The organism is Amycolatopsis sp. NPDC043887 (genome assembly GCF_056435665.1).
Genome location: NZ_JBWKEB010000002.1, coordinates 735,485 through 756,607, shown reverse-complemented (window position 1 = coordinate 756,607; position 21,123 = coordinate 735,485). Strand labels below are relative to the sequence as shown.

The following is a 21,123-nucleotide window of genomic DNA, read 5'->3' as shown; positions in this document are numbered from 1 at the left end:
GATGTGAAGGTCAAACTCGGATGACGGGGTCACATGCTGATCGGCGAGCTGTCCCGGCGGACCGGTGTGAGCCAGCGGCTGCTGCGCTACTACGAGGAGCAGGGGCTGCTGGTCTCGCGGCGCGACTCCAACTGCTATCGCAGCTTCGGCGAAGACGCGGTCACCACCGTTCGGCAGATCCGCGCGCTCCTCGCGGCCGGGCTGAGCACGCAGGTCATCGCGAAGGTACTGCCGTGCGCGAACGGCGAACTGCCGGAACTCGACCTCTGCCCGACGGTCATCGCGGAGATCCGGCGCGAACTGGCCGAAATGGACGACCGCATCGACACCCTCCGGCGGCGGCGCGGGACACTGGCCGGATATCTCACTCTCGACGCGTAGGAGAACTGTGGAAGCCCTGGCCAGATTCGGGTTCGAACTGGGTGTGCTCAAGCGGATCCGGCGGGCCGGGTGGTGGCAGGCGGGGGTCCGCGATCCCGAATCGGTCGCCGAGCACACCGCCCGGGTCGCGCAGCTGGCCGGTCTGCTCGCGGCGGAGGGCGGTGCCGACCCGGCGAAGGCGGCGTATCTCGCGCTCTGGCACGACACACAGGAGACGCGGACCGGCGACCTTCCGCACACGATCAAGGGTTTCGTCGAGAAGCCGGATCCGCGCGCGATCACCGCCGCGCAGACGTCGTCGCTTCCCGGTGCAGCGCGTGACTCGGTGCGCGACGCCGTCGACGAGTACGAGTCCGCTGAGAGTCCGGAAGCACTCTACGCGCGCGACGCGGACAAGCTGGAGATGTTGCTTCAAGCCGTCGAATACCGCGATGTCGGTGTACGGAACGTGGACGAGTGGATCGCTTCGGCGACGAAGAGCCTTCAGACCGACCTGGCGCGGCGTGTGGCCGAAGCGGCACTGACGTTGTCGTCGCTCTCGTGGCGGGTGAGGTGAAAGGAATCGATACCCTGGGCCCGCGTGTATCGACCCCGGCACGCGTGCCTCGTGTGTCAGGCTTGACTCTGTGAAGGAACACCAGTGAACCGGCAGCCGTTGCGCCTCGCCATCATGGAAGCGACCCGCATCCTCACCGAGGCCGGTGTGGCGTCACCGCGTTCGGACGCGGAACTGATCGCCTCCCATGTCCTCGGCGTCGAACGCGGCCGCCTGCCGATGGTGCCGCTGGTGGACCCGCCCGTCATCGACGCGATCGGCCAGCTCGTGAACCAGCGGGCCAAACGGATCCCGCTGCAGTACCTCACCGGCTGGGCCGCGCTCGGCGACATCACGGTCAACGTCGGCGCCGGGGTGTTCGTCCCGCGCCCGGAGACCGAACTGCTCCTGGAATGGGGCCTCAAACTGCTGCACGGGCGCGAGTACCCGGTGGTGGTCGACCTGTGCACGGGGTCGGGCGCGCTGGCGCTGGCCGTGCAGCACGCGCGGCCGGACGCCGTCGTCTACGCGGTCGACATCGACGCGCAGGCGCTCGCGTGGGCCCGGCACAACGCGGACGTCCACGCCGACGCGGGGGACACGCCCATCCGCCTGTACTCCGGCGACGTCGCGGACAGCACGATGTTCGCCGAACTCGACGGGCTCGTCGACCTGGTCCTGTGCAACCCGCCGTACGTCCCCGAAGGCACGCCTGTGCCGACGGAGGTCGCGGAGCACGACCCGCCGCGGGCGGTGTTCGCGGAGGAGAGCGGGCTGGCGGTGATCCGGCACGCGATCGCCGCGGCCGCGCGCCTGCTGCGGCCCACCGGCGGGATGGCGATCGAGCACGACGACACGCACGGCTCCGCCGTCCCGGCGCTCGTGCGGGCACGACGGGTGCTCACCGATGTCCAGGGGCACCTCGATCTCGCCGGACGGCCGCGGTTCGTCACCGCCCTGCGCGTCTCCTGAACCCTCGCATTTCGTCCTCTGAATGCGGTACTTGCACGCGCAACTACCGCATCCAGAGGACTGAACGCGGGGGATAGTTAGCGAGACTCACGACTTCCGGCGGTGCCCACGGCAAAGGCCACCTCTTAACGTCGAGCACGGCCGCCTCATCGGCGGTCCGACTGGGAGGTGTACCCCGATGCGATCGTCTCTCCGACGAGCCCCACTCAGAACACTCGCCGTCCTCGCCACCGTCGCGTTGCTGCCGGGTCTGGTCGCCCAACCCGCGTCCGCCGCGGTGCCGGTGAAAGGCTGGCCCGCCCCGATCGACGGGTCGACCTGGGAGAACCAGGACCATATGACGTGGGACGACTACCGCAAGCCGCCCGGCACCAACTGGGCCGACCCCGCGCTGAAGCCGACGAAGCGGACGTTCAAGGGCGCCGTGGTGCTCGCGGACTATCCCGATCAGGAGTTCGCGGTCACGCAACCGACGCATTCGACGGTGTTCGGCAACCCCGGCCCCGCCGCGAGCAACATCCCGCGCGCGGACGTCGCGAAGTTCTACCAGGACTTCCTCAACAAGCCGCAGGCGATCAACCGCGGCCACACCATCAACGAGTACTGGATGGAGGACTCCGGCGGCAGGATGGGGGTCGAACTGACCGCGTTCGGGCCGTACCGCCTGCCCGGCAAGTCCTTCGAATACGGCATGGAGTTCCAGCCCGACGCCTGTCCGCCGGACGCGAACTGCAAGCGTGACCTGCGCGCCGACGCGGGCGCGGCCTGGCGGGCGGACGTGGGTGACGTCGCCAAGCAGTTCGACTTCATCTTCTACCTTTCCGCGGGCCAGGACGAGAGCGCGACCTGGCAGGAATTCGGCGTGATGAAGTTCGGCGAGCCGGGGAACGTGCCCGACGAATTCGGCCCCGGTGTCGCGGGAATGCCGAACGCCGCGTCCACCCGGTACGTTCCGTGGACGTCGTGGAAATCGGCGGCGAGTATCTGGCCGAACGCGGTCACCGGTTCCTCGACCCAGGCCGAAAGCTCGGGTCAGGCGGTTTACGCGCACGAATTGAGTCATATTCTCGGCATCGGTGACAACTACAACAACCCGTTCGGCACCCCGCCGTCCAGGACCTACACCGGTCCCTGGGAGATGATGTCGCGCGGCAGCTTCAACGGCCCCGGCGGACCGCACACGCGCTGGCAGATCCCGGCGACGCAGGGTGGCTCGATGGGTTCGCACCATATGCTGCGCACCAAAATGAAGCTCGACATCATCGACCCCGAAGACGTGCTGAAGCTCGACCGGAACCAGATCGCCGAGACCGGCCCGGTTTCGGCCAGGATCACGGCGCGTTCGGTCCTTCCGGGACAGGGCGCCTACAGCGGTATCAACATCGCGCTGACCGGTGGGGACCTTTCGCCGAAATGCGACCGGTCGAAGGATCCGTTCTGCGACGGCGGCGGATACAACAATTACACCGTCGAAGTCGTCGACCGGATGGGCAGTGATTCCTTCGCCCCCGATTCCGGGGTCATCATCGCGAAGACCAAGAACCAGGACAACGCGCCGTTCGAATGGATCATCGACGCGAATCCGGCCGACATCGGCATGACCGACTACAAGAAACCGGACGGCACCGCGGTGCCGATCACGATCGGCGACTACCGCCAGCTCAACGACGCGGCGTTCAAGGCAGGCACCGGTTCCGCGAGCAAGTACGAGTACACCGACGAGGCGAACAGGCTGAAGTTCCTCGTCTCGGACGTCGAGCGCGACCGCAAGGGCGTGCTGTCCTACGTCGTCACGGTGGCTTCGCTCGACGGCGCCGGCTCTCGGGCCAGGGGTGTTTCGCTGTGGCCATCGGCCCCGGCGTTCGCCAAGCAGGGCCTCGCGAGCTGCTCGTTCCCGGTGTTCAACACCGGGGACGCGAAGGGCGCGGCGGCGCCGTTCGACACCGACACCTACCGGCTGAGCGCGTCCACCAACGCGAAGGGCTGGGAGGTACGGCTGCCGAACGAGCTGTCGACCGTCCCGTTCGGCGGGCGGTCTTCGGCGACGGCGCACGCCAAACGGGCCGCGGGCGGTGACCACGTCGCGCATATCAAGCTGACCGCGACGTCGATCGCGGATCCGGCGAAGACGGCGACGTCGTTCTGTACCGCTTTCGCCTTCTGACCCAGCACGGCTCGTGAGTGGTAAGGACGGTTAGAACCGTCCATACCACTCACGAGGCCGCAGGCTACGCTCACAGGCCATGAGCGCGGTGTACGACTGCAGCAAGCATGAATCCCGGGCCGACGGGCTCGCCGCGGCGGCGAGCGCCGTGCGGTCCAGCCGTCTCGTCGTCCTCCCGACGGACACGGTCTACGGCATCGGTGCGGACGCCTTCGACGGCGGCGCCGTCCAGTCCCTCCTCCGGGCCAAGAACCGCGGCCCGGACATGCCGGTCGGCGTCCTGGTCGGCTCCTGGTCCACTGTGGACGGGCTCGTGCTCGGCACGCCGCCGCAGGCCCGCGCGCTCATCGAGGCTTTCTGGCCCGGCGACCTCTCCATCGTCCTGCCGCACGCGCCGAGCCTGCAGTGGAATCTCGGCCAGTCACGCGGAACGGTGATGCTGCGGATGCCGCTGCACCCGGTCGCGCTGGAACTGCTGCGTGACGTCGGCCCGATGGCGGTCTCGAGCGCCAACGTCTCCGGACAGCCGCCCGCCTCCACCGCGCAGGAGGCCGTCGATCAGCTCGGCGACAGCGTCGCGGTGTACCTCGACGGCGGCTCCACCGGAGAGCCCGTTCCGTCCACGATGGTCGATCTCACCGGCGACGACCCGGTCATCCTGCGGGAGGGCGCGGTCAGCCGGGCCGCCGTCGCGGAAGTACTGGGAGTGCCCGCGGAGTCACTCGCCTGATTCACCGGGTGTCAGTACCGTGTCCGGGCGTATCCCCCTCACGCGGTAGCGTGTTCGAGTGACTTGGACCTCGGCGGCGTAACGCATCATGCCTCCTACGCAAGGCCTCCCGATCCGGGAGTACATCCTCGTCGCCCTCACCGCGGCGGCCGTGACCTTCCTGCTCACCGGCGTCGTGCGCCGGGTCGCCATCCGGATCGGCGCGATCGCCAACCCGCGGGCCCGCGACGTCCACGTCACCCCGATCCCGCGGATGGGCGGTATCGGGATCTTCCTCGGCGTCGCCGCCGCGATGGGGCTCGCGCACCAGCTGCCCGCGCTGAGCCGCGGTTTCGACTTCTCCTTCGATTCGCTGGGCGTCCTGCTCGCCGCCGGGGTGATCTCCCTGATCGGCGCCCTCGACGACCGGTTCGAGCTGGACGCCTGGACGAAACTGGCCGGCCAGGTCATGTGCGCCGGGATCCTGGTGATCTTCGGTGTGCAGTGGGTGTCGTTCTGGGTGCCGTGGGGCGGCGGTGGCGAGTCCTTCGGCCAGGTGCTGGTGCTGGACAAGAACCAGGGCGCGCTGCTGACCGTCGTGCTGGTGGTCGTCATGGTCAACGCGATGAACTTCGTCGACGGCCTCGACGGGCTCGCCGGCGGCCTCGGCTTCATCGCCGCCGCGGCGACCTGTTCCTTCTCTCTCGGCCTGCTCGACTCCTCGGGTGGCGACGTCGGCGCGTACCCGCCCGCCCTCATCGCCGCCACGCTCGCCGGGGCCTGTCTCGGTTTCCTGCCGTACAACTTCCAGCCCGCGAAGATCTTCATGGGCGACTCGGGTTCGATGATGATCGGCCTCATGCTGGCGGGCGCGACGACGTCCGCGTCGGGCCGCGTGCCGTACCCGCAGTTCAGCGGAAAGGACGCACTCGCGTTGCTTTCGCCGCTTGTCGTGGTCGCCGCGGTGCTGTTCGTGCCTATGCTCGACCTGATCATGGCGGTCATCCGCCGCACCCGTCGCGGCGAGAGCCCGTTCGCCGCGGACAAGATGCACCTGCACCACCGCCTGCTGGAGATCGGCCACTCCCAGCGCCGCGCGGTGCTGCTCATCTACTTGTGGGCGGGCCTGCTCGCGTTCGGCGCGGTTTCGGTCACGCTGTTCGACAGCGCCGCGGTCTTCTGGATCGTCGGCTTCGGCTTCCTGCTGGCGACCCTGGTGTCGATCGTGCCCCGGCTGCGGTCCCGGAACCGGACCGCCTGAACCGCACACACCGGCACGGGCCTACACTGGCGGGCTGAGACGACCAGGGAGTTTTCTGTGAGCGAGACCGAGAAGACCGTCGAGGCGGAGGAGAACCCCCACGCCAAGGTGGTCCTGCAGGCGGCCAACGCGATGACGAAGGCTTCCCTGCGCATCACCCCGCCCGCGGTTCTCGTGTGCGTCGTGGTGTTCACCATCCTCAATGGACTGCCCGGGCTCGTGGGTTCGGTCATCGGTGGCGTGCTCGCCATCGCGTCCGCCCTGGCGACGCTGGGAATGATGCGCTTCTGTGCCGGCTTGGACCCGATGTTCGTGCTGGCGATCACTCTCAGTGGTTACATCGCCAAGGTCCTCCTCCTTTTCGGGGCGCTTTCCCTGCTCCGCGGCGTCTCCGCCGTGCATCCCATGTCGCTGGGAATCACCATGATCGTGGGCATCCTCCTGGCCGCGGGCGTGGAGTTCGCGGCGTTCCGCAAGGTCAAGATCCCGACGATCATCCCCGCTTCCCGCTGAATCCGGGACGAAGGTCCTGACCTGGGACGGGACCTAGGTCCTCGGCCGATCAGGGCAAAGTAGTACGCCTGTACGGTGCGTGAGAAGCGGCTGATATGGTCCGCGTGTGGGCGGCGGCCTCGGCTGCCTGCTCCCGATGACGAACCCCGAACAGCAGTGTGGCGACGGAGTTGAATCGTCCCCTCATGCCGCTGTCAGGCGTCTGTCCTCCGGGAGTATTGCAGCGAGAATCCTCGTGCGCGGAACGTGATCCCATGTTCAGCACATCGTGGGGTGGCCGCCTCCGACGGCCCGATACGTGTCGGGTACGTTAAGTCCAGATCGTGACGATTCCCCCGGCGGAGTGAACGCCGGCCGGGAGAACCGGAAGGAGCCCAGTGGGCGCGCTGGTACTAGCCGAGGGTGCGGAGTTCAAGCCGCCAGGCATCGCGGACTTCAACCTGCCGCCGTTGTTCGGCTCCGGCTATTGGCTGAGCTTCACCAAGCCGATGTTGCTGGTGATCATGTCCGTGGTCATCATCGCCACTTTTTTCCTGCTTGCCTCGCGCAAGCTGAAGGTCGTCCCTGGCAAGGGACAGTTCCTGGCCGAGTCGATTTACGGCTTCGGCCGTAACAACATCGCGCGGGACCAGATCGGCTCGAAGGACTTCAAGCCGTTCATTCCGCTGATTCTGGGACTGTTCACCTTCGTACTGGTGAACAACTTCTTCGGGATCATCCCGTTCTTTCAGTTCCCGACCATGTCACGGATCGGCTTCCCGCTCGCACTCGCGTTCCTTGTCGTTTACCCGGTGTACCACTACGTGGGTATCAAGCGCCACGGTCTCGGTGGTTATCTGAAGAAGGAACTCGCGCCGCCGAGCGTGCCGTGGTTCGTCATGCCGCTGTACGCGCTCATCGAGTTCGCGCAGAAGTTCTTCATCGCCCCCGCCACCTTGGCGATCCGGGTCTTCGCGGCGATGTTCGCCGGGCATCTCATCATCATGGTCTTCGCCCTCGGTGGCAGCTTCCTGCTGACCGATGGTGAAGGTTTGGTGAAACTCGCTTCGCCGGTCGGGTTCCTCTTCGCCATCGCGATGACGTTCCTGGAGGCATTCATCCAGATCCTGCAGGCGTACATTTTCGCATTCCTGGCCGCAGGGTACATCGGCGCCGCACTGGCGTCGGAGCACTGAGAGAACACCAAAAGCCCCCGATCCGCGTGAGTCGCGCGGACCGAGTTTGAAGGGAAACGCACGTGAGCAACATCGTTCTTGCGCAGGCTGCCGAGGCCGCCACCAGCATCAACCCGGGCCTCGCCGCCATCGGTTACGGTCTCGGTACCCTCGGGCCCGGCCTCGGCGTCGGTCTGATCTTCGCCGCGGTCATCAACGGCACCGCCCGTCAGCCGGAGGCGCAGGGCAAGCTGCAGAGCATCGCCTTCTCCACCTTCGTGCTGGTCGAGGTGCTCGCGCTGATCGGTATCGTCGTCTACTTCCTCGCCTCCACCAGCTGAGTTGTCGCTAGCTCATCTCGCTTAAGGAGACGTTGTGCTGAAGACCGAATTGGTGTTGGCCGCCACGGCGCCCAACCCGATCCTGCCGCACATTCCCGAGCTGATCCTCGGGTTCGTCGCCTTCCTCCTGCTGCTGTGGGTGCTCAAGAAGTACGTCGTTCCTCGTTTCGAGGCGATGTACGAGGAGCGGAGCAAGCTGATCGAGGGCGGCATCGAAAGGGCTGAGAAGGCGCAGGCCGAAGCCGAGGAAAACCTCGCGCAGTACAAGGCGCAGCTGGCGGAAGCCCGTTCCGAGGCCGCGAAGATCCGCGACGACGCCCGGCTCGAAGCCGAGCAGATCAAGGTGGAGCTGCGGGCCGAGGCCGAGGCCGAGACCCAGCGCATCGTCGCTCAGGGGCAGGCCCAGCTGCAGGCTCAGAAGGCGCAGATCATCGCCGAACTGCGTGCCGAACTCGGCCGTAACTCCGTCGAGCTGGCCAGCCGCATCGTCGGCGAGTCGCTCGCGGACGACGCGCGCCGTCACGGCACCGTGGACCGGTTCCTGGCCGAATTGGAGACCGCGGGCACCAACGGTGCCGGTCTCGGAGCGGGGAAGTAGACCAGAATGACGCTGCATGCTGCGAGCCGTGAAGCGCTCGACCTCGCCGAGAACAGGCTCGGCGAGGTTCTGGCCGCCGCGGGTACGGACCCGGCGACGGTCGGCGACGAGTTGCTTTCGGTCGTCGCCCTGCTGGACCGGGAGATCGGCCTGCGCCGGGCCGTCGCCGACGGTTCGGCCACGCCCGACGCCCGGATCGGCCTCGCTCGCGGGATTCTCGCGGGCAAGGTTTCCGAGCCGGCCCTGCAGGTGCTCGACTCCGTGGCGGGCAGCCGCTGGTCGAGCCCGCGCGAACTGACCGACGGGCTCGAGGCCCTCGGCCGCTCGGCGCTGCTCACCAGTGCGGAGAAGTCCGGGAACCTCGACGCGGTCGAGGACCAGTTGTTCCGGGTCAGCCGTATCGTTGCGGGCGAGCCGGAGCTCGAACGGGCCCTGTCCGACCTGACCGCCCCCGCCGAGGCGAAGCGGACGCTGGTCCGCACCCTGTTCGCCGACAAGGTGGACGTGGTCACCGAGACTCTCGTCGAGCAGGTCGTCCTGCGCGCCAAGGGCCGCGGGGTCGCCAATGCCCTCGAGCGGTTGGTCCGGCTGGCCGCGGAACGCCGTCAACGCTCGGTCGCCCAGGTGACCAGCGCGAGCGCGCTGTCCGACGAGCAGCAGGCTCGGCTGAGCGAGAAGCTCAACGCCCTGTACGGGCGGCAGCTCGCGCTGCACGTCGAGGTCGACCCGTCATTGGGCGGCGGACTCGTCGTCCGCGTCGGCGACGAGGTCATCGACGGCAGCACCGCGGGGCGCATCGACGCCCTGCGTCGCCGGTTGGCCAGCTGAACCCATAACAACGACTTTGCACACTGGCACGAACGAAGCGAGAGCGGGATTGAAATGGCGGAGCTGACGATCTCCTCGGATGAGATCCGTAGCGCGATCGAGAACTACGTCTCGAGTTACGCCCCGGACGTGAGCCGGGAAGAAGTCGGCGTCGTCATCGACGCCGGTGACGGCATCGCCCACGTCGAGGGCCTTCCCTCGGCGATGGCCAACGAACTGCTCGAGTTCCCCGGCGGGGTCCTCGGTGTGGCGCTGAACCTGGACGCGCGCTCCATCGGTGCCGCGATCCTGGGTGACTTCGAGACCGTCGTCGAAGGCCAGGAAGTCAAGCGGACCGGGCAGGTCCTTTCGGTTCCGGTCGGCGAGGGCTACCTCGGCCGCGTCGTGAACCCGCTGGGCGCCCCGATCGACGGCCTCGGCGAGATCGAGACCACCGACCGCCGCCCGCTGGAGGTCAAGGCCGCTTCGGTGGTCGAGCGCCAGCCGGTGTCGGAGCCGCTGCAGACCGGTATCACCGCGATCGACGCGATGACCCCGATCGGCCGTGGCCAGCGCCAGCTGATCATCGGTGACCGAAAGACCGGTAAGACGGCCGTCGCGGTGGACACGATCATCAACCAGAAGGCCAACTGGGAGACCGGCGACCCGAAGAAGCAGGTTCGCTGCATCTACGTCGCGGTCGGCCAGAAGGGTTCCACGATCGCCGCGGTGAAGAAGTCCCTCGAGGACGCCGGCGCGATGGAGTACACCACCATCGTCGCGGCCCCCGCGTCGGACTCCGCAGGCTTCAAGTGGATCGCGCCGTACACCGGTTCGGCCATCGGCCAGCACTGGATGTACGAGGGCAAGCACGTCCTCATCGTGTTCGACGACCTGACCAAGCAGGCCGACGCCTACCGCGCGATCTCGCTGCTGCTGCGTCGCCCGCCGGGCCGCGAAGCCTTCCCCGGCGACGTCTTCTATTTGCACTCCCGCCTCCTCGAGCGTTGCGCGAAGCTCTCGGACGAGCTGGGCGCGGGCTCGCTGACCGGTCTCCCGATCATCGAGACCAAGGCGAACGACGTGTCGGCCTACATCCCGACGAACGTCATTTCGATCACCGACGGTCAGTGCTTCTTCCAGTCGGACCTGTTCAACGCCGGTCAGCGCCCGGCCATCGACGTGGGTATCTCGGTTTCCCGTGTGGGTGGTGCCGCGCAGGTCAAGGCGATGAAGGACGTTTCGGGTTCGCTCCGTATCGACCTGTCGCAGTACCGCGAGCTGGAGGCCTTCGCGGCTTTCGCTTCGGACCTCGACGACGCGTCGAAGGCGCAGCTCGAGCGTGGTGCCCGCCTGTACGAGGTGCTCAAGCAGCCGCAGTACTCGCCGATCCCGGTCGAGGAGCAGGTCGTCACGGTGTACCTCGGCACGAACGGTCACTTCGACTCGGTCCCGACCGAGGACGTGCGCCGCTTCCGCGACGAGTTCATCGATTCCGCGCGTCGCAGGCACGGCGAGCTCCTCAAGGACATCCGCGAATCGGGCAAGTTCTCCGACGAGACCGCCTCCGGGCTGGTCGACGCGGTGAACGAGTTCAAGAAGGAGTTCACCACTTCCGAGGGCAAGAGCCTGGTCGAGGTCTCCGACGCGATGGACGCCGAGAAGGTCGGGCAGGAGACCGTCAAGGTCAACAAGCCCGCACCGAAGAAGTGAGCTGATAGCTCATGGCCGCACAACTCCGAGAACTCCGGTCGCGTATCAAGGCGACCAAGTCCATCGGCAAGATCACCAAGGCGATGGAGCTCATCGCCACCGCGCGCATCACCAAGGCGCGGGCGAAGGTCGCGGCGTCGCGGCCCTACTCGGACGAGATCACGAAGGTGCTCTCCGCGTTGGCCAGCGCCTCGGTGAACCTCGACCACCCGCTCCTGGTCGAGCGCCCCAACCCGAAGCGCGCGGCGGTCCTCGTGATCACCAGCGACAAGGGTCAGTGCGGTGGATACAACTCCAACGTGCTCAAGGCGACCGAGGAACTGCTCACGCTGCTGCGTGAGCAGGGCAAGCAGCCCGAGCTCTACGTCACCGGCAACAAAGGCTTGAGCTACTACCGGTTCCGTGGCCGCGAGATTTCCGAAAGCTGGACGGGCTTCTCCGACCAGCCCGGTTATGTCAACGCCGCGGAGGTCGGTGAGCTGATCGTCGAGTCCTTCCTCGCCGGGGCGGACGACGAGGAAGGCAACGCCGACGGCATCGACGGTGTCGACGAGATCCACGTCGTCTACACCGAGTTCGTCTCGATGCTCACTCAGCGGCCGGTCGCCAAGCGTGTCGCGCCGCTCGAAGTCGAGTACAGCGACGACGAGGACGAGAACGAGAAGTCCGCCGGTCTGCTGCCGGGCTACGAGTTCGAGCCCAACGCCGAGGAGCTGCTCGCCGCGTTGCTGCCGAAGTACCTCAAGACGCGGATCTTCGCGGCGATGCTCGAGTCGGCGGCGTCCGAACTCGCGGCCCGCCGCACCGCGATGAAGGCGGCGTCGGACAACGCGAACGAACTGGTGAACACGCTGACGCGGGAGGCGAACCAGGCCCGCCAGGCGCAGATCACCCAGGAGATCTCCGAAATCGTCGGTGGGGCGAACGCTCTCACCGCAGCAGGAAGTGATGACTGATGACCAGTACTGAAGCCCGTGCCAAGGGGCGCATCGTCTCGGTGACCGGCCCGGTCGTCGACGTCGAATTCCCGCGCGGTTCCGTTCCCGACCAGTTCAACGCGCTCAAGGTCGAAATCGAGTTCGAGCAGCTCCGCAAGACGGTGACGCTCGAGGTCGCCAGCCACCTCGGTGACAACCTCGTCCGCACCATTTCGCTCCAGCCGCAGGACGGCCTCGTCCGTGGCGCCGAGGTCACCGACACCGGCGGCCCCATCACGGTGCCGGTCGGCGACAAGGTCAAGGGCCACGTCTACAACGCGCTCGGCGAGTGCCTCGACGAGCCCGGCTACGGCGAGGACCTCGAGCGCTGGGGCATCCACCGCAACCCGCCCTCCTTCGACCAGCTCGAAGGCAAGACGGAGATGCTGGAGACCGGCCTCAAGGTCGTCGACCTGCTGACCCCGTACGTGCAGGGTGGCAAGATCGGCCTGTTCGGCGGTGCCGGCGTCGGCAAGACGGTGCTCATCAAGGAGATGATCACCCGTGTCGCCCGGAACTTCGGCGGTACCTCGGTGTTCGCCGGTGTCGGCGAGCGCACCCGTGAGGGCAACGACCTCTTCCTGGAGATGTCCGAGGACGGCGTCATCAACGACACCGCCCTCGTCTTCGGTCAGATGGACGAGCCGCCGGGCACTCGTATGCGGGTCGCGCTGTCCGCGCTGACCATGGCGGAGTACTTCCGCGATGTGCAGAACCAGGACGTGCTGCTCTTCATCGACAACATCTTCCGGTTCACCCAGGCCGGTTCCGAGGTGTCGACCCTGCTGGGCCGCATGCCTTCGGCCGTGGGTTACCAGCCGACGCTGGCCGACGAGATGGGTCAGCTCCAGGAGCGGATCACCTCGACCCGTGGTCGTTCGATCACCTCGATGCAGGCGATCTACGTCCCCGCGGACGACTACACCGACCCGGCCCCGGCGACGACGTTCGCCCACCTGGACGCCACCACGGAGCTTTCCCGTGGCGTGTTCCAGAAGGGCATCTTCCCGGCGGTGGACCCGCTGGCGTCGACGTCGACCATTCTCGACCCGGCCATCGTCGGTGAGGACCACTACCGCGTGGCCTCCGAGGTCATCCGGATCCTGCAGAAGTACAAGGAGCTGCAGGACATCATCGCGATCCTCGGTATGGACGAGCTGTCGGAAGAGGACAAGCTGACCGTTCAGCGCGCGCGCCGCATCGAGCGGTTCCTGTCGCAGAACATGCTGGTCGCCGAGGCGTTCACCGGTCAGCCGGGCTCGACCGTGCCGCTGTCGGAGACCATCGAGTCCTTCGACCGCATCACCAAGGGCGACTTCGACCACTACCCGGAGCAGGCGTTCCTGGGTATCGGTGGCCTCGAAGACCTCGAGAAGAAGTACAAGGAAATCACCAAGAAGTGATGTTCCGATGAGCGGCGGGATCAGTGTCTACTGTGGACGCTGGTCCCGTCGTTCGCTTACCGGGATCATTGACTATTACACTCGGTGCCAGCACCTGAGGTGAAGGGAAGCTACGTGGCTGAGATTTCTGTCGAGCTGGTAGCCGTCGAGCGCCGTCTGTGGTCCGGTACCGCCACGTTCGTGGTGGCGCAGACCACCGAGGGCGAGATCGGCATCATGGCCGGTCACGAGCCGGTTCTGGGCCAGCTCGTCGAGGGTGGCGTCGTCAAGGTGACGACCACGGACGGCGAGACCGTGACCGCCGCGGTGCACGGCGGGTTCCTGTCGGTCACCGCGACCGGCGTGAGCATCCTCGCGGAGAGCGCGGAGCTTTCGCACGAGATCGACGTCGACGCGGCCAAGAAGGCGCTGACCGGCGAAGACGAGCAAGAGCGGGCTAGGGCGACCGCCCAGCTCCGCGCGGCCGGTCAGTCAGTCTGACCGGGCGAAGGACAGGGGCCGGGCCGTGGAAATCGCCGTGGGTGTTCTCGGGGCCCTGACCATCCTGGCCGTCGTCGTGGCCTGGTATTCGTTGCGGTGGGTCCGGATGCGCCGCGGTGGTGGCGTGAGTGTCGCCCTGCGGTGGCGTCCGGACGAGGCGCGGTCCAGCTGGCATCTGGGGCTGGGCCGCTACGAGGGCGACGAGTTCGTCTGGTTCCGGGTGTGGAGCCTGCGGACCGGCCCGGACCGGGTCTTCCAGCGGGCGAGTATGGAGATCGCGGACCGGCGCGATCCCTCCGGCACGGAGGCGTACGCCGTCCCCGAAGGTTCGATCGTCCTGCGGTGTGAGTCCGCCACGCAGGAGGCGATCGAGATCGCGATGGGTCCCGGTGCCCTCACCGGTTTCCTCTCCTGGCTGGAGTCGGCCCCGCCGGGCCGCCGCCTCCCACGCGCCTCCTGAGTTACGCCCCCAAGCACGCATGTCCCGTCTCTGAGCACGCGAGTTCGCCGTTCGAGCACGCCGTATGCTCACGCCGTGACCATCGTCGACATCCCCGGTTCGAAGTCGATCACCGCCCGAGGCCTGTTCCTCGCGGCCGCCGCCCACGGGACGACCGTGCTGGGCAGGCCGCTGCGTTCGGATGACTCCGAGGGCTTCGCCGAAGGCCTTCTCAAGCTCGGCTACCAGGTTTCCCGCACTGACGGGGAGTGGACGATCGAAGGCAGGCCCGAGGGGCCCGCCGTCGACAGCGCCGACGTCTTCTGCCGCGATGGTGCCACCACCGCGCGTTTCCTGCCCGCGCTGGCCGCGGCCGGGCACGGCACCTTCCGCTTCGACGCCTCCGAGCAGATGCGCGCCCGGCCGCTGGGGCCGCTGACCGACGCGTTGCAGGAGCTGGGCGTCGACCTGACCTTCGAAGGCTCGCCGGGGCACCATCCGCTGGTCGTGCGGGCCGACGGGATCAAGGGCGGGGAGCTGACGCTGGACGCGGGGCTGTCCTCCCAGTTCCTGACCGCGTTGCTACTGGTCGGGCCGCTGACGTCCGAGGGGCTGCGGATCACCGTGACGGACCTCGTTTCGGTGCCCTACGTCGAGATCACCATCGCGATGATGCGGCGCTTCGGCGTCGAGGTCGTCCGGGACGGCGACACGTTCGTCGTGCCGCCCACGCCGTACCGGGCTTGCCACTACGAGATCGAGCCCGACGCTTCGACGTCCAGCTACTTCTTCGCGGCCGCCGCGCTGACCGGCAACTCGGTGACCGTGCCGGGCCTGGGTGACGGTGCCCTGCAAGGAGATCTGGCCTTCGTCGAAGTCCTGCGGCAGATGGGCGCGGACGTCGAGGTGGGCCCGGACGCCGTGACCGTGACCGGGACGGGCGGGCTGCGCGGCGTCACGGTGAACATGCGCGACATCTCCGACACCGTGCCGACGCTCGCGGCCATCGCGCCGTTCGCGGACGGGCCGGTGCGGATCGAGGACGTCTACAACACGCGGATCAAGGAATGCGACCGGCTCGCGGCATGCGAGGAGAACCTGCGCGCGATGGGTGTCTCGGTCGAGACGGGGCGGGACTGGATCGAGATCCAGCCGGGTGTGCCGACGGGGACGCTGGTGAAGTGCCGTCGGGATCACCGGATCGCGATGTCGTTCAGCGTCACGGGGCTGCGGACGCCGGGGATCACGCTGGACGACCCGGGTTGCGTGAAGAAGACGTTCCCGGGTTTCCACGACGCTCTCGCTTCACTGCGGGCTTCCTGGGGCATTTAGTCCTCTGAATGCGCCCGCGGAAACATGGGATCATCACGAAGCGGCATTTCTACCGGCCTTCCGGTATGCCGCGCGGCTATTCTCGGCATATGACTCAGAGCGAGGACACGAACCGCTGGAGCCACCTTCCCGAGGCCGTGTCCCTGGAGGACACGATCACGATGAAGGCGATCGACCCGGGCAAGGACGGCACGCCCGAAGTCGACCTCGAGCGCTATTGGGCAGCACAGGAACAGGGCTGAACTCCTACCCATCACGCGATCCGGCACCTGGTCGCGGTGATCGCTCACGCGACGACCGCGACCAGGTGCCGGATCGCGTCGTCAGGAGGCGCCGCCGGGCCTCCACAGGATGTCGCCGTCCGGATTCGCCAGCCGGGACAGGATGAACAGCAGATCCGAGAGCCGGTTCAGGTACTTGATCGCCAGCTGATTGGTCGTGGCCTGCTCGGCCTCGAAAAGCGCCCAGCCGGAACGCTCCGCCCGCCGCGCGACCGTGCGGGCCTGGTGCAGGAACGCCGCACCCGGGGTGCCGCCCGGCAGGATGAACGACGTCAGCTTCGGCACTCGCTCGTTGAACTCGTCGCACCAGCCTTCCAGCCGCTCGATGTACCGCTCGGTGATCCGCAGCGGCTCGTACGGCGGGTTCTCCACGATCGGCGCGCACAGATCCGCGCCGACGTCGAAGAGATCGTTCTGCACCGCACGCAGCACCTGCGTGATCTCCTCGGGGAGACCACCCATCGCGAGCGCGAGCCCGATGACGGAGTTGGCTTCGTCGACGTCGGCGTACGCACCCAGCCGTGGCGAGGTCTTCGGCACGCGGGAGCCGTCGCCGAGCGCCGTGGTGCCGTTGTCGCCGACCTTCGTGTACACGCGGTTGATGCGTACGACCATGAAGCCGACTCTACCGGCCCGGCGTAAGGCAAATCCGGGCGAGAGGGCATGATTGGCGCCCATGAGCGAGCACTTCGACGTGCACGGCGGAGCACGGCTGGTCGGCGAGGTCGACGTGGTCGGGGCCAAGAACAGCGTCCTGAAACTGATGGCCGCGGCCCTGCTGGCCGAGGGTACGACGACCATCACGAACTGCCCCCAGATCCTGGACGTCCCCCTGATGGGCGACGTCCTGCGCAGTGTCGGCTGCGACGTCGTCATCGACGGCGACACCGCCAAGATCACCACTCCGGCCGAGCTGTCGCACCGGGCCGATTCGGCCGCGATGGGCAAGCTGCGCGCGTCGGTGTGCGTGCTGGGTCCGCTGGTCGGACGGCTCAAGCAGGCCGTCGTCGCGCTGCCGGGCGGTGACGCCATCGGTTCCCGTCCGCTGGACATGCACCAGAACGGACTGCGCAAGCTGGGCGCCACCAGCACCATCGAGCACGGCTGTGTCGTGGCGAAGGCCGACGGGCTGCGCGGCGCGCAGATCTGGCTGGACTTCCCGAGTGTCGGCGCCACCGAGAACATCCTGATGGCCGCCGTGCTCGCCGAGGGCACCACGGTCATCGACAACGCCGCGCGTGAGCCCGAGATCGTCGACATCTGCACGATGCTGACCGAGATGGGCGCGAAGGTCGAAGGCGCGGGCACCTCGACCCTCACCGTCGAGGGCGTCGAGAAGCTGCACCCCACCGAGCACCGCGTGATCGGCGACCGGATCGTCGGCGCGACCTGGGCGTTCGCCGCCGCGATGACCAGGGGCGACCTGACCGTCCGCGGCGTCAACCCGCACTACCTCGACCTGGTCCTCGACAAGCTCCGCCTGGCGGGCGCCGAGGTCGAGACGTTCGACGACAAGGGTTTCCGCATCGTCCAGAACGAGCGCCCGAAGGCGGTCGACTGGGTGACGCTGCCGTACCCCGGTTTCGCGACCGACCTGCAGCCGTTCGCGGTGGCGCTGTCCGCGGTCTCCGAAGGCACGTCGATGATCACGGAGAACATCTACGAGGCCCGGTTCCGGTTCATCGAAGAGATGATGCGGCTTTCCGGCGACGCGCGTACCGATGGCCACCACGCCGTCGTGCGCGGCGTGGAGAAGCTCTCGAGTGCTCCGGTGTGGGCCGCGGACATCCGCGCCGGTGCCGGGCTGGTGCTGGCCGGGCTGTGCGCGGACGGCGTCACCGAGGTCTGGGACGTCTTCCACATCGACCGCGGTTACCCGCACTTCGTGGAGAACCTGAACCGGCTCGGTGCCAGGATCGAGCGCGTGGCCGGGGAGCCTGACCGGGCTTGATCAGGGCAGGGCGACGAACGGCGCGAGGAAGTCACGCGACGTCGGCGAGTCCAGCCGGTAGGTGACGTTGGTGGCGTAGCAGGGTCCGTCGCCGGTGATGGTCGTCGACACCAGGACGCGCTTGCCGCCGATGGTGGCGAAGTTCGGCCCGCCGGAGTCGCCGTAGCAGGCGCCGCCGTTGCCCTGAGGCGCTGTCATCGCCAGCCGCACCCACGTGTTGTTCAGCGCGTTGAAGGTGACCGGCGCCTTCATCCGGACTCCGCCGCCCGGATGGGTGTGCCCGCCCGGCGCGTTCACGGCCTCCTGCGTGCCGTAGCCGGCGACCACGAACGGCGTCGAGTTCAGCGCCTGTGGCCCGAGCGCGTCGAGCTGGCCGGCGCTCGGCAGCGTGGCCGGAGTGAAGGCCCAGCGCGCGGAGACCTGCTTCGCGGGCACCTGGACGACGGCGATGTCGTGCGAGTCGGCCGAGTTGCCGGGGTATCCGGGCTCGTTGTGCGCGACCCCTTCCACCGCGACGGCCTTGGCGATCGCCGCCGGGTCGCCGGGGTACTTCTTCGCCGCCGCGTCGAGACCCGCTTGCACGTCCTGGTCGAGCGAGACGAAGAACCGCACGTTGGCCGGCCAATCGGTGGTGCAGTGCGCGGCGGTGAGGAAGGTGTCGGCGTCGACCATCGTGCCCGAGCACACCCAGTCGACCCGGTCGGGTGTGGCGGGGTCGCCGTCGTTGTCCCAGGTCGCGACGAGGGCACCGACCTCGGTGCGCTCCGGTGCGGGCGTGGCGTTGTAGGAGTTGATCGCGGGCGCGGCGGTGGCGCCGCCCAGCAGCAGGGCGGCGGCCATCGCCGCGACGGTGGCGGCGGGGGTGAACCTCACGAAGGGCCTCCTCGTCTCGTGCTTCTGGAGACGGGATTCAATGTGGTGGGCGCCCGAAAGTCATCCGCCGAAAGTAGTCACGCGTCCCTGCGCCGCCGGGTCCCCGCGTACAGCGCGGCACCCGCGGCCAGCGAACCCAGCCCGGTCAGCAGCACGGGTTCGAGTTCGAAACCGGTCTTAGCCAGCGAAGGCGGGCTCGCGACCGCGCTGACGGGCCGAGGCGTGACGGCCTCGCCCTGGACCGCTACCGGCACGGCCGCGGGACGGACGCCCTCGCTGTGCGGTCCCCCGCGCGGGGGAGTCTCGGCCGGAGGGTTCGAGGCAGGCGGTGTCCGGTCCGGCACGCAGGCGGTGTGCGCGGGATTGCCGCGCCCGACGCCGTGGTTGCGGTCGCATTCGTAACCCGCGTTGGCATCCGAGCCGCCGGGCAGCTGTCCGGGCGGGTTCTTGTTGTCGGCCTTGCCGACGCAGCCCGCGCACGGCTTTCCGGCCGCTTCACCACCGCCGTTGCCGTTGGCCGACGGTGAGCCGTCCCGTGTGGAGTCGTAGGGCCCGCGCTTGTTGGCGCCGTGCCCGGAGAAGTCCGCTTTGGACGGAGGCTGCGGTTTGGTGGTGTCCTGGGCGCGTCCCGGCGGGGCGACGCCGTTGCCGCGCTCACCGGCGTCGGCGGGGGCCGCGCCGAGAAGAACGAGGGAGAAGGCGGCTCCGGCGAGAACGCCGTAGGTCTTCTTGTTCATCGAAGCCTCCTAAGGTCGCGCCATTGCGACATCCGGAGTATCGCGTAAACGACCGAAGGGGTTACTCGAGGACGAGAGCGGCGCCGAATCCGACCAGCGCGGTCCCGGTGACGCCGTCGAGCGCGCGCCGGACCTTGCGGCGTTCCAGCCAGGCCCGGACGCGGTGCACGAAGAACAGCAGCAGAAGCTGGGCGATGGTGCCCGCCGCCGCGATCGTGTAGGCCAGCAGCAGGGCGTCCCCGGTGCCGGTGACGCCCGGGGTCAGGAACTGCGGCAGCACCGACAGGTACAGGACGAGGACCTTCGGATTGGTGAAGTTGGAGAGGAAACCCTCCCGCCAGCGGCGGAATCCGCTCCGGGCGGCGGCGGTCTCGGCGAGCAGGCCGTAGTCGCCGCGGAAGGCGCCGATCAGTGCCCGGACGCCGAGGTAGCAGAGGTAGGCCGCGCCCGCCCATTTCACGGCTTCGAACACCGGCCGCGAGTTCATGATGACCGCGCCGAGGCCGAGCGCCGCCGCGGTCGCCTGCGCGAGGTTCGCGACGCCGATGCCGAAACAGGCCCAGCCGCCACCGCGGACACCGCCGGACAGCGCGTTCTTCAGCACCACCATGTTGTCCGGGCCCGGGACGAGCGCCAGCGCCAGCATCATCAGCGCGAAACCGCCGTAGACACCCCAGGTCATGACTCGAGCACCAAAGCCGCGCCGAAACCGACCAGCGCGGTCCCGGTGACGCCGTCGAGCGCACGCCGGACCTTGCGGCGTTCCAGCCAGGCCCGCACGCGATGCACGAAGAACAACAGCGTCAGCAGCCAGACCGCGCCCAGCACCGCGACGGTGTACGCGAGCAGCAGCGCGTGCCACGCCGAGGTCGTCACGGGGTCGAGGAACTGCGGCAGCACCGAGAGGTACAGCACGAGCACCTTCGGGTTGGTGATGTTGGAAAGGAAGCCCTCACGGAAGCGGCGGAATCCGCTCGATCGTTGCTGCTTCACCGCCGTGACACCGGAGTAGTCGCCCCGCCACGCGCCGCGCAACGCCTGGAAACCGAGGAAGACCAGGTATGCGGCGCCGACCCATTTGAGCGTCACGAACACCGGCTGCGACTGCGCGATCACGACGCCGAGGCCGAGCGCGGCGGCGGTGCCCTGGACGGCGTTGGCCACGAAGATCCCGGCCGTGGCGAGGAAGCCGCCGCGGGTGCCGCCGGAGAGCGAGTTCTTGAGCATCACCATCGTGTCCGGCCCCGGCGCGAGGACGATCAGGACGACGATGACCAGATAGCTGCTGTACGCACTCCACGTCACGGTCACCCACGCTAGACGCCGGGCACGGGCGAGTCTCGCGGATTTCGGTCACAGTCACGATTCCGCGGCCGCGGTAGCCGCTGGGCCGGGTGGGTCGTGGGGGGGGGGTTGGGGTGGGGAACCAACCCCCCCCCCCCCCCCCCCCCCCCCCACAAACCCGAGCAGGCCCTTTTGCCCCAAAATTCCCCCCACCACAA

24 protein-coding genes are annotated in these 21,123 nt (G+C 68.0%); 19 read left to right on the top strand and 5 right to left on the bottom strand.

The genetic code is table 11. From position 1 onward, the window contains the following. Positions 1–33 precede the first annotated feature (33 nt). From AC069H_RS08805 to AC069H_RS08720, 18 genes are all read left to right on the top strand, one after another. The gene (locus AC069H_RS08805) at positions 34–381 is read left to right on the top strand and encodes a MerR family transcriptional regulator (protein WP_478231829.1); all 348 of its coding nucleotides are present in this window, start codon (positions 34–36) and stop codon (positions 379–381) included. 7 nt (positions 382–388) lie between these two features. Continuing rightward, positions 389–937: an HD domain-containing protein gene (locus tag AC069H_RS08800; RefSeq protein ID WP_478229686.1), complete on the top strand. Its 549-nt coding sequence runs from the start codon at positions 389–391 to the stop codon at positions 935–937. Between the two features lie 84 nt (positions 938–1,021). Beyond that, entirely contained in the window at positions 1,022–1,888 is an 867-nt protein-coding gene (prmC, locus tag AC069H_RS08795; protein WP_034308966.1) for a peptide chain release factor N(5)-glutamine methyltransferase, read from the top strand. A 178-nt stretch (positions 1,889–2,066) separates the two neighbouring features. Beyond that, positions 2,067–4,052, top strand: coding sequence for a M6 family metalloprotease domain-containing protein (locus tag AC069H_RS08790; protein WP_478231828.1), 1,986 nt, complete (start codon positions 2,067–2,069; stop codon positions 4,050–4,052). Between the two features lie 79 nt (positions 4,053–4,131). Continuing rightward, entirely contained in the window at positions 4,132–4,782 is a 651-nt protein-coding gene (locus AC069H_RS08785; protein WP_478231827.1) for an L-threonylcarbamoyladenylate synthase, read from the top strand. Positions 4,783–4,870: 88 nt separating this feature from the next. Next, positions 4,871–6,022, top strand: coding sequence for a glycosyltransferase family 4 protein (locus AC069H_RS08780; RefSeq protein ID WP_340683754.1), 1,152 nt, complete (start codon positions 4,871–4,873; stop codon positions 6,020–6,022). A gap of 57 nt (positions 6,023–6,079) precedes the next feature. Beyond that, positions 6,080–6,535: a hypothetical protein gene (locus AC069H_RS08775; RefSeq protein ID WP_478229689.1), complete on the top strand. Its 456-nt coding sequence runs from the start codon at positions 6,080–6,082 to the stop codon at positions 6,533–6,535. Positions 6,536–6,912: 377 nt separating this feature from the next. Then, a complete protein-coding gene (gene atpB / locus AC069H_RS08770; protein ID WP_478229690.1) occupies positions 6,913–7,710 on the top strand; it encodes a F0F1 ATP synthase subunit A in 798 nt (265 codons plus the stop codon). Positions 7,711–7,772: 62 nt separating this feature from the next. Then, a complete protein-coding gene (locus AC069H_RS08765) occupies positions 7,773–8,030 on the top strand; it encodes an ATP synthase subunit c family protein (protein WP_478229691.1) in 258 nt (85 codons plus the stop codon). 34 nt (positions 8,031–8,064) lie between these two features. After that, positions 8,065–8,628 (top strand): F0F1 ATP synthase subunit B, encoded by a 564-nt coding sequence (locus AC069H_RS08760; RefSeq protein WP_478229692.1) that lies wholly within the window; start codon positions 8,065–8,067, stop codon positions 8,626–8,628. A 6-nt stretch (positions 8,629–8,634) separates the two neighbouring features. Further along, positions 8,635–9,456, top strand: a complete 822-nt coding sequence (locus tag AC069H_RS08755; RefSeq protein WP_478229693.1) for a F0F1 ATP synthase subunit delta — start codon at positions 8,635–8,637, stop codon at positions 9,454–9,456. A 54-nt stretch (positions 9,457–9,510) separates the two neighbouring features. Then, a complete protein-coding gene (gene atpA / locus AC069H_RS08750) occupies positions 9,511–11,148 on the top strand; it encodes a F0F1 ATP synthase subunit alpha (protein ID WP_478229694.1) in 1,638 nt (545 codons plus the stop codon). A gap of 11 nt (positions 11,149–11,159) precedes the next feature. After that, a complete protein-coding gene (locus tag AC069H_RS08745) occupies positions 11,160–12,104 on the top strand; it encodes a F0F1 ATP synthase subunit gamma (protein WP_478231826.1) in 945 nt (314 codons plus the stop codon). Continuing rightward, on the top strand, positions 12,104–13,528 hold the full coding sequence (gene atpD, locus AC069H_RS08740) for a F0F1 ATP synthase subunit beta (RefSeq protein WP_038508936.1): 1,425 nt from the start codon (positions 12,104–12,106) through the stop codon (positions 13,526–13,528). Before AC069H_RS08745 ends, atpD begins: the two co-directional genes overlap by 1 nt. Positions 13,529–13,642: 114 nt before the next feature. Then, on the top strand, positions 13,643–14,008 hold the full coding sequence (locus tag AC069H_RS08735; RefSeq protein WP_034309272.1) for a F0F1 ATP synthase subunit epsilon: 366 nt from the start codon (positions 13,643–13,645) through the stop codon (positions 14,006–14,008). Between the two features lie 25 nt (positions 14,009–14,033). Next, positions 14,034–14,468 (top strand): DUF2550 domain-containing protein, encoded by a 435-nt coding sequence (locus tag AC069H_RS08730; protein WP_039915170.1) that lies wholly within the window; start codon positions 14,034–14,036, stop codon positions 14,466–14,468. A 75-nt stretch (positions 14,469–14,543) separates the two neighbouring features. Further along, positions 14,544–15,779 carry a 3-phosphoshikimate 1-carboxyvinyltransferase gene (aroA, locus tag AC069H_RS08725; protein WP_478231825.1) on the top strand — a complete coding sequence of 412 codons (1,236 nt, stop codon included), beginning with the start codon at positions 14,544–14,546 and terminating at the stop codon, positions 15,777–15,779. A gap of 89 nt (positions 15,780–15,868) precedes the next feature. Then, the gene (locus AC069H_RS08720; protein ID WP_478229697.1) at positions 15,869–16,021 is read left to right on the top strand and encodes a hypothetical protein; all 153 of its coding nucleotides are present in this window, start codon (positions 15,869–15,871) and stop codon (positions 16,019–16,021) included. A gap of 81 nt (positions 16,022–16,102) precedes the next feature. Here AC069H_RS08720 and AC069H_RS08715 read toward each other — a convergent pair whose 3' ends face one another. Beyond that, the gene (locus AC069H_RS08715; protein ID WP_478229698.1) at positions 16,103–16,675 is read right to left on the bottom strand and encodes a cob(I)yrinic acid a,c-diamide adenosyltransferase; all 573 of its coding nucleotides are present in this window, start codon (positions 16,673–16,675) and stop codon (positions 16,103–16,105) included. A gap of 61 nt (positions 16,676–16,736) precedes the next feature. Between AC069H_RS08715 and murA the strand changes: the two genes are divergently transcribed. Next, the gene (gene murA / locus AC069H_RS08710) at positions 16,737–18,011 is read left to right on the top strand and encodes a UDP-N-acetylglucosamine 1-carboxyvinyltransferase (RefSeq protein WP_395874693.1); all 1,275 of its coding nucleotides are present in this window, start codon (positions 16,737–16,739) and stop codon (positions 18,009–18,011) included. On the opposite strand, the gene AC069H_RS08705 is transcribed toward murA, so the two are convergent. The 4 genes from AC069H_RS08705 to AC069H_RS08690 all read right to left on the bottom strand — a co-directional run bounded on the left by AC069H_RS08705 (position 18,012) and on the right by AC069H_RS08690 (position 20,926). Beyond that, positions 18,012–18,884 (bottom strand): trypsin-like serine protease, encoded by an 873-nt coding sequence (locus tag AC069H_RS08705; RefSeq protein ID WP_478231824.1) that lies wholly within the window; start codon positions 18,882–18,884, stop codon positions 18,012–18,014. Between the two features lie 77 nt (positions 18,885–18,961). Continuing rightward, positions 18,962–19,621 carry an LPXTG cell wall anchor domain-containing protein gene (locus AC069H_RS08700; protein ID WP_478231823.1) on the bottom strand — a complete coding sequence of 220 codons (660 nt, stop codon included), beginning with the start codon at positions 19,619–19,621 and terminating at the stop codon, positions 18,962–18,964. Positions 19,622–19,682: 61 nt separating this feature from the next. After that, complete coding sequence (locus AC069H_RS08695) at positions 19,683–20,303, bottom strand: LysE family translocator (protein ID WP_478229702.1); 621 nt, start codon at positions 20,301–20,303, stop codon at positions 19,683–19,685. Beyond that, a complete protein-coding gene (locus tag AC069H_RS08690; protein ID WP_478231822.1) occupies positions 20,300–20,926 on the bottom strand; it encodes a LysE family translocator in 627 nt (208 codons plus the stop codon). Before AC069H_RS08690 ends, AC069H_RS08695 begins: the two co-directional genes overlap by 4 nt. Positions 20,927–21,123 lie beyond the last annotated feature (197 nt).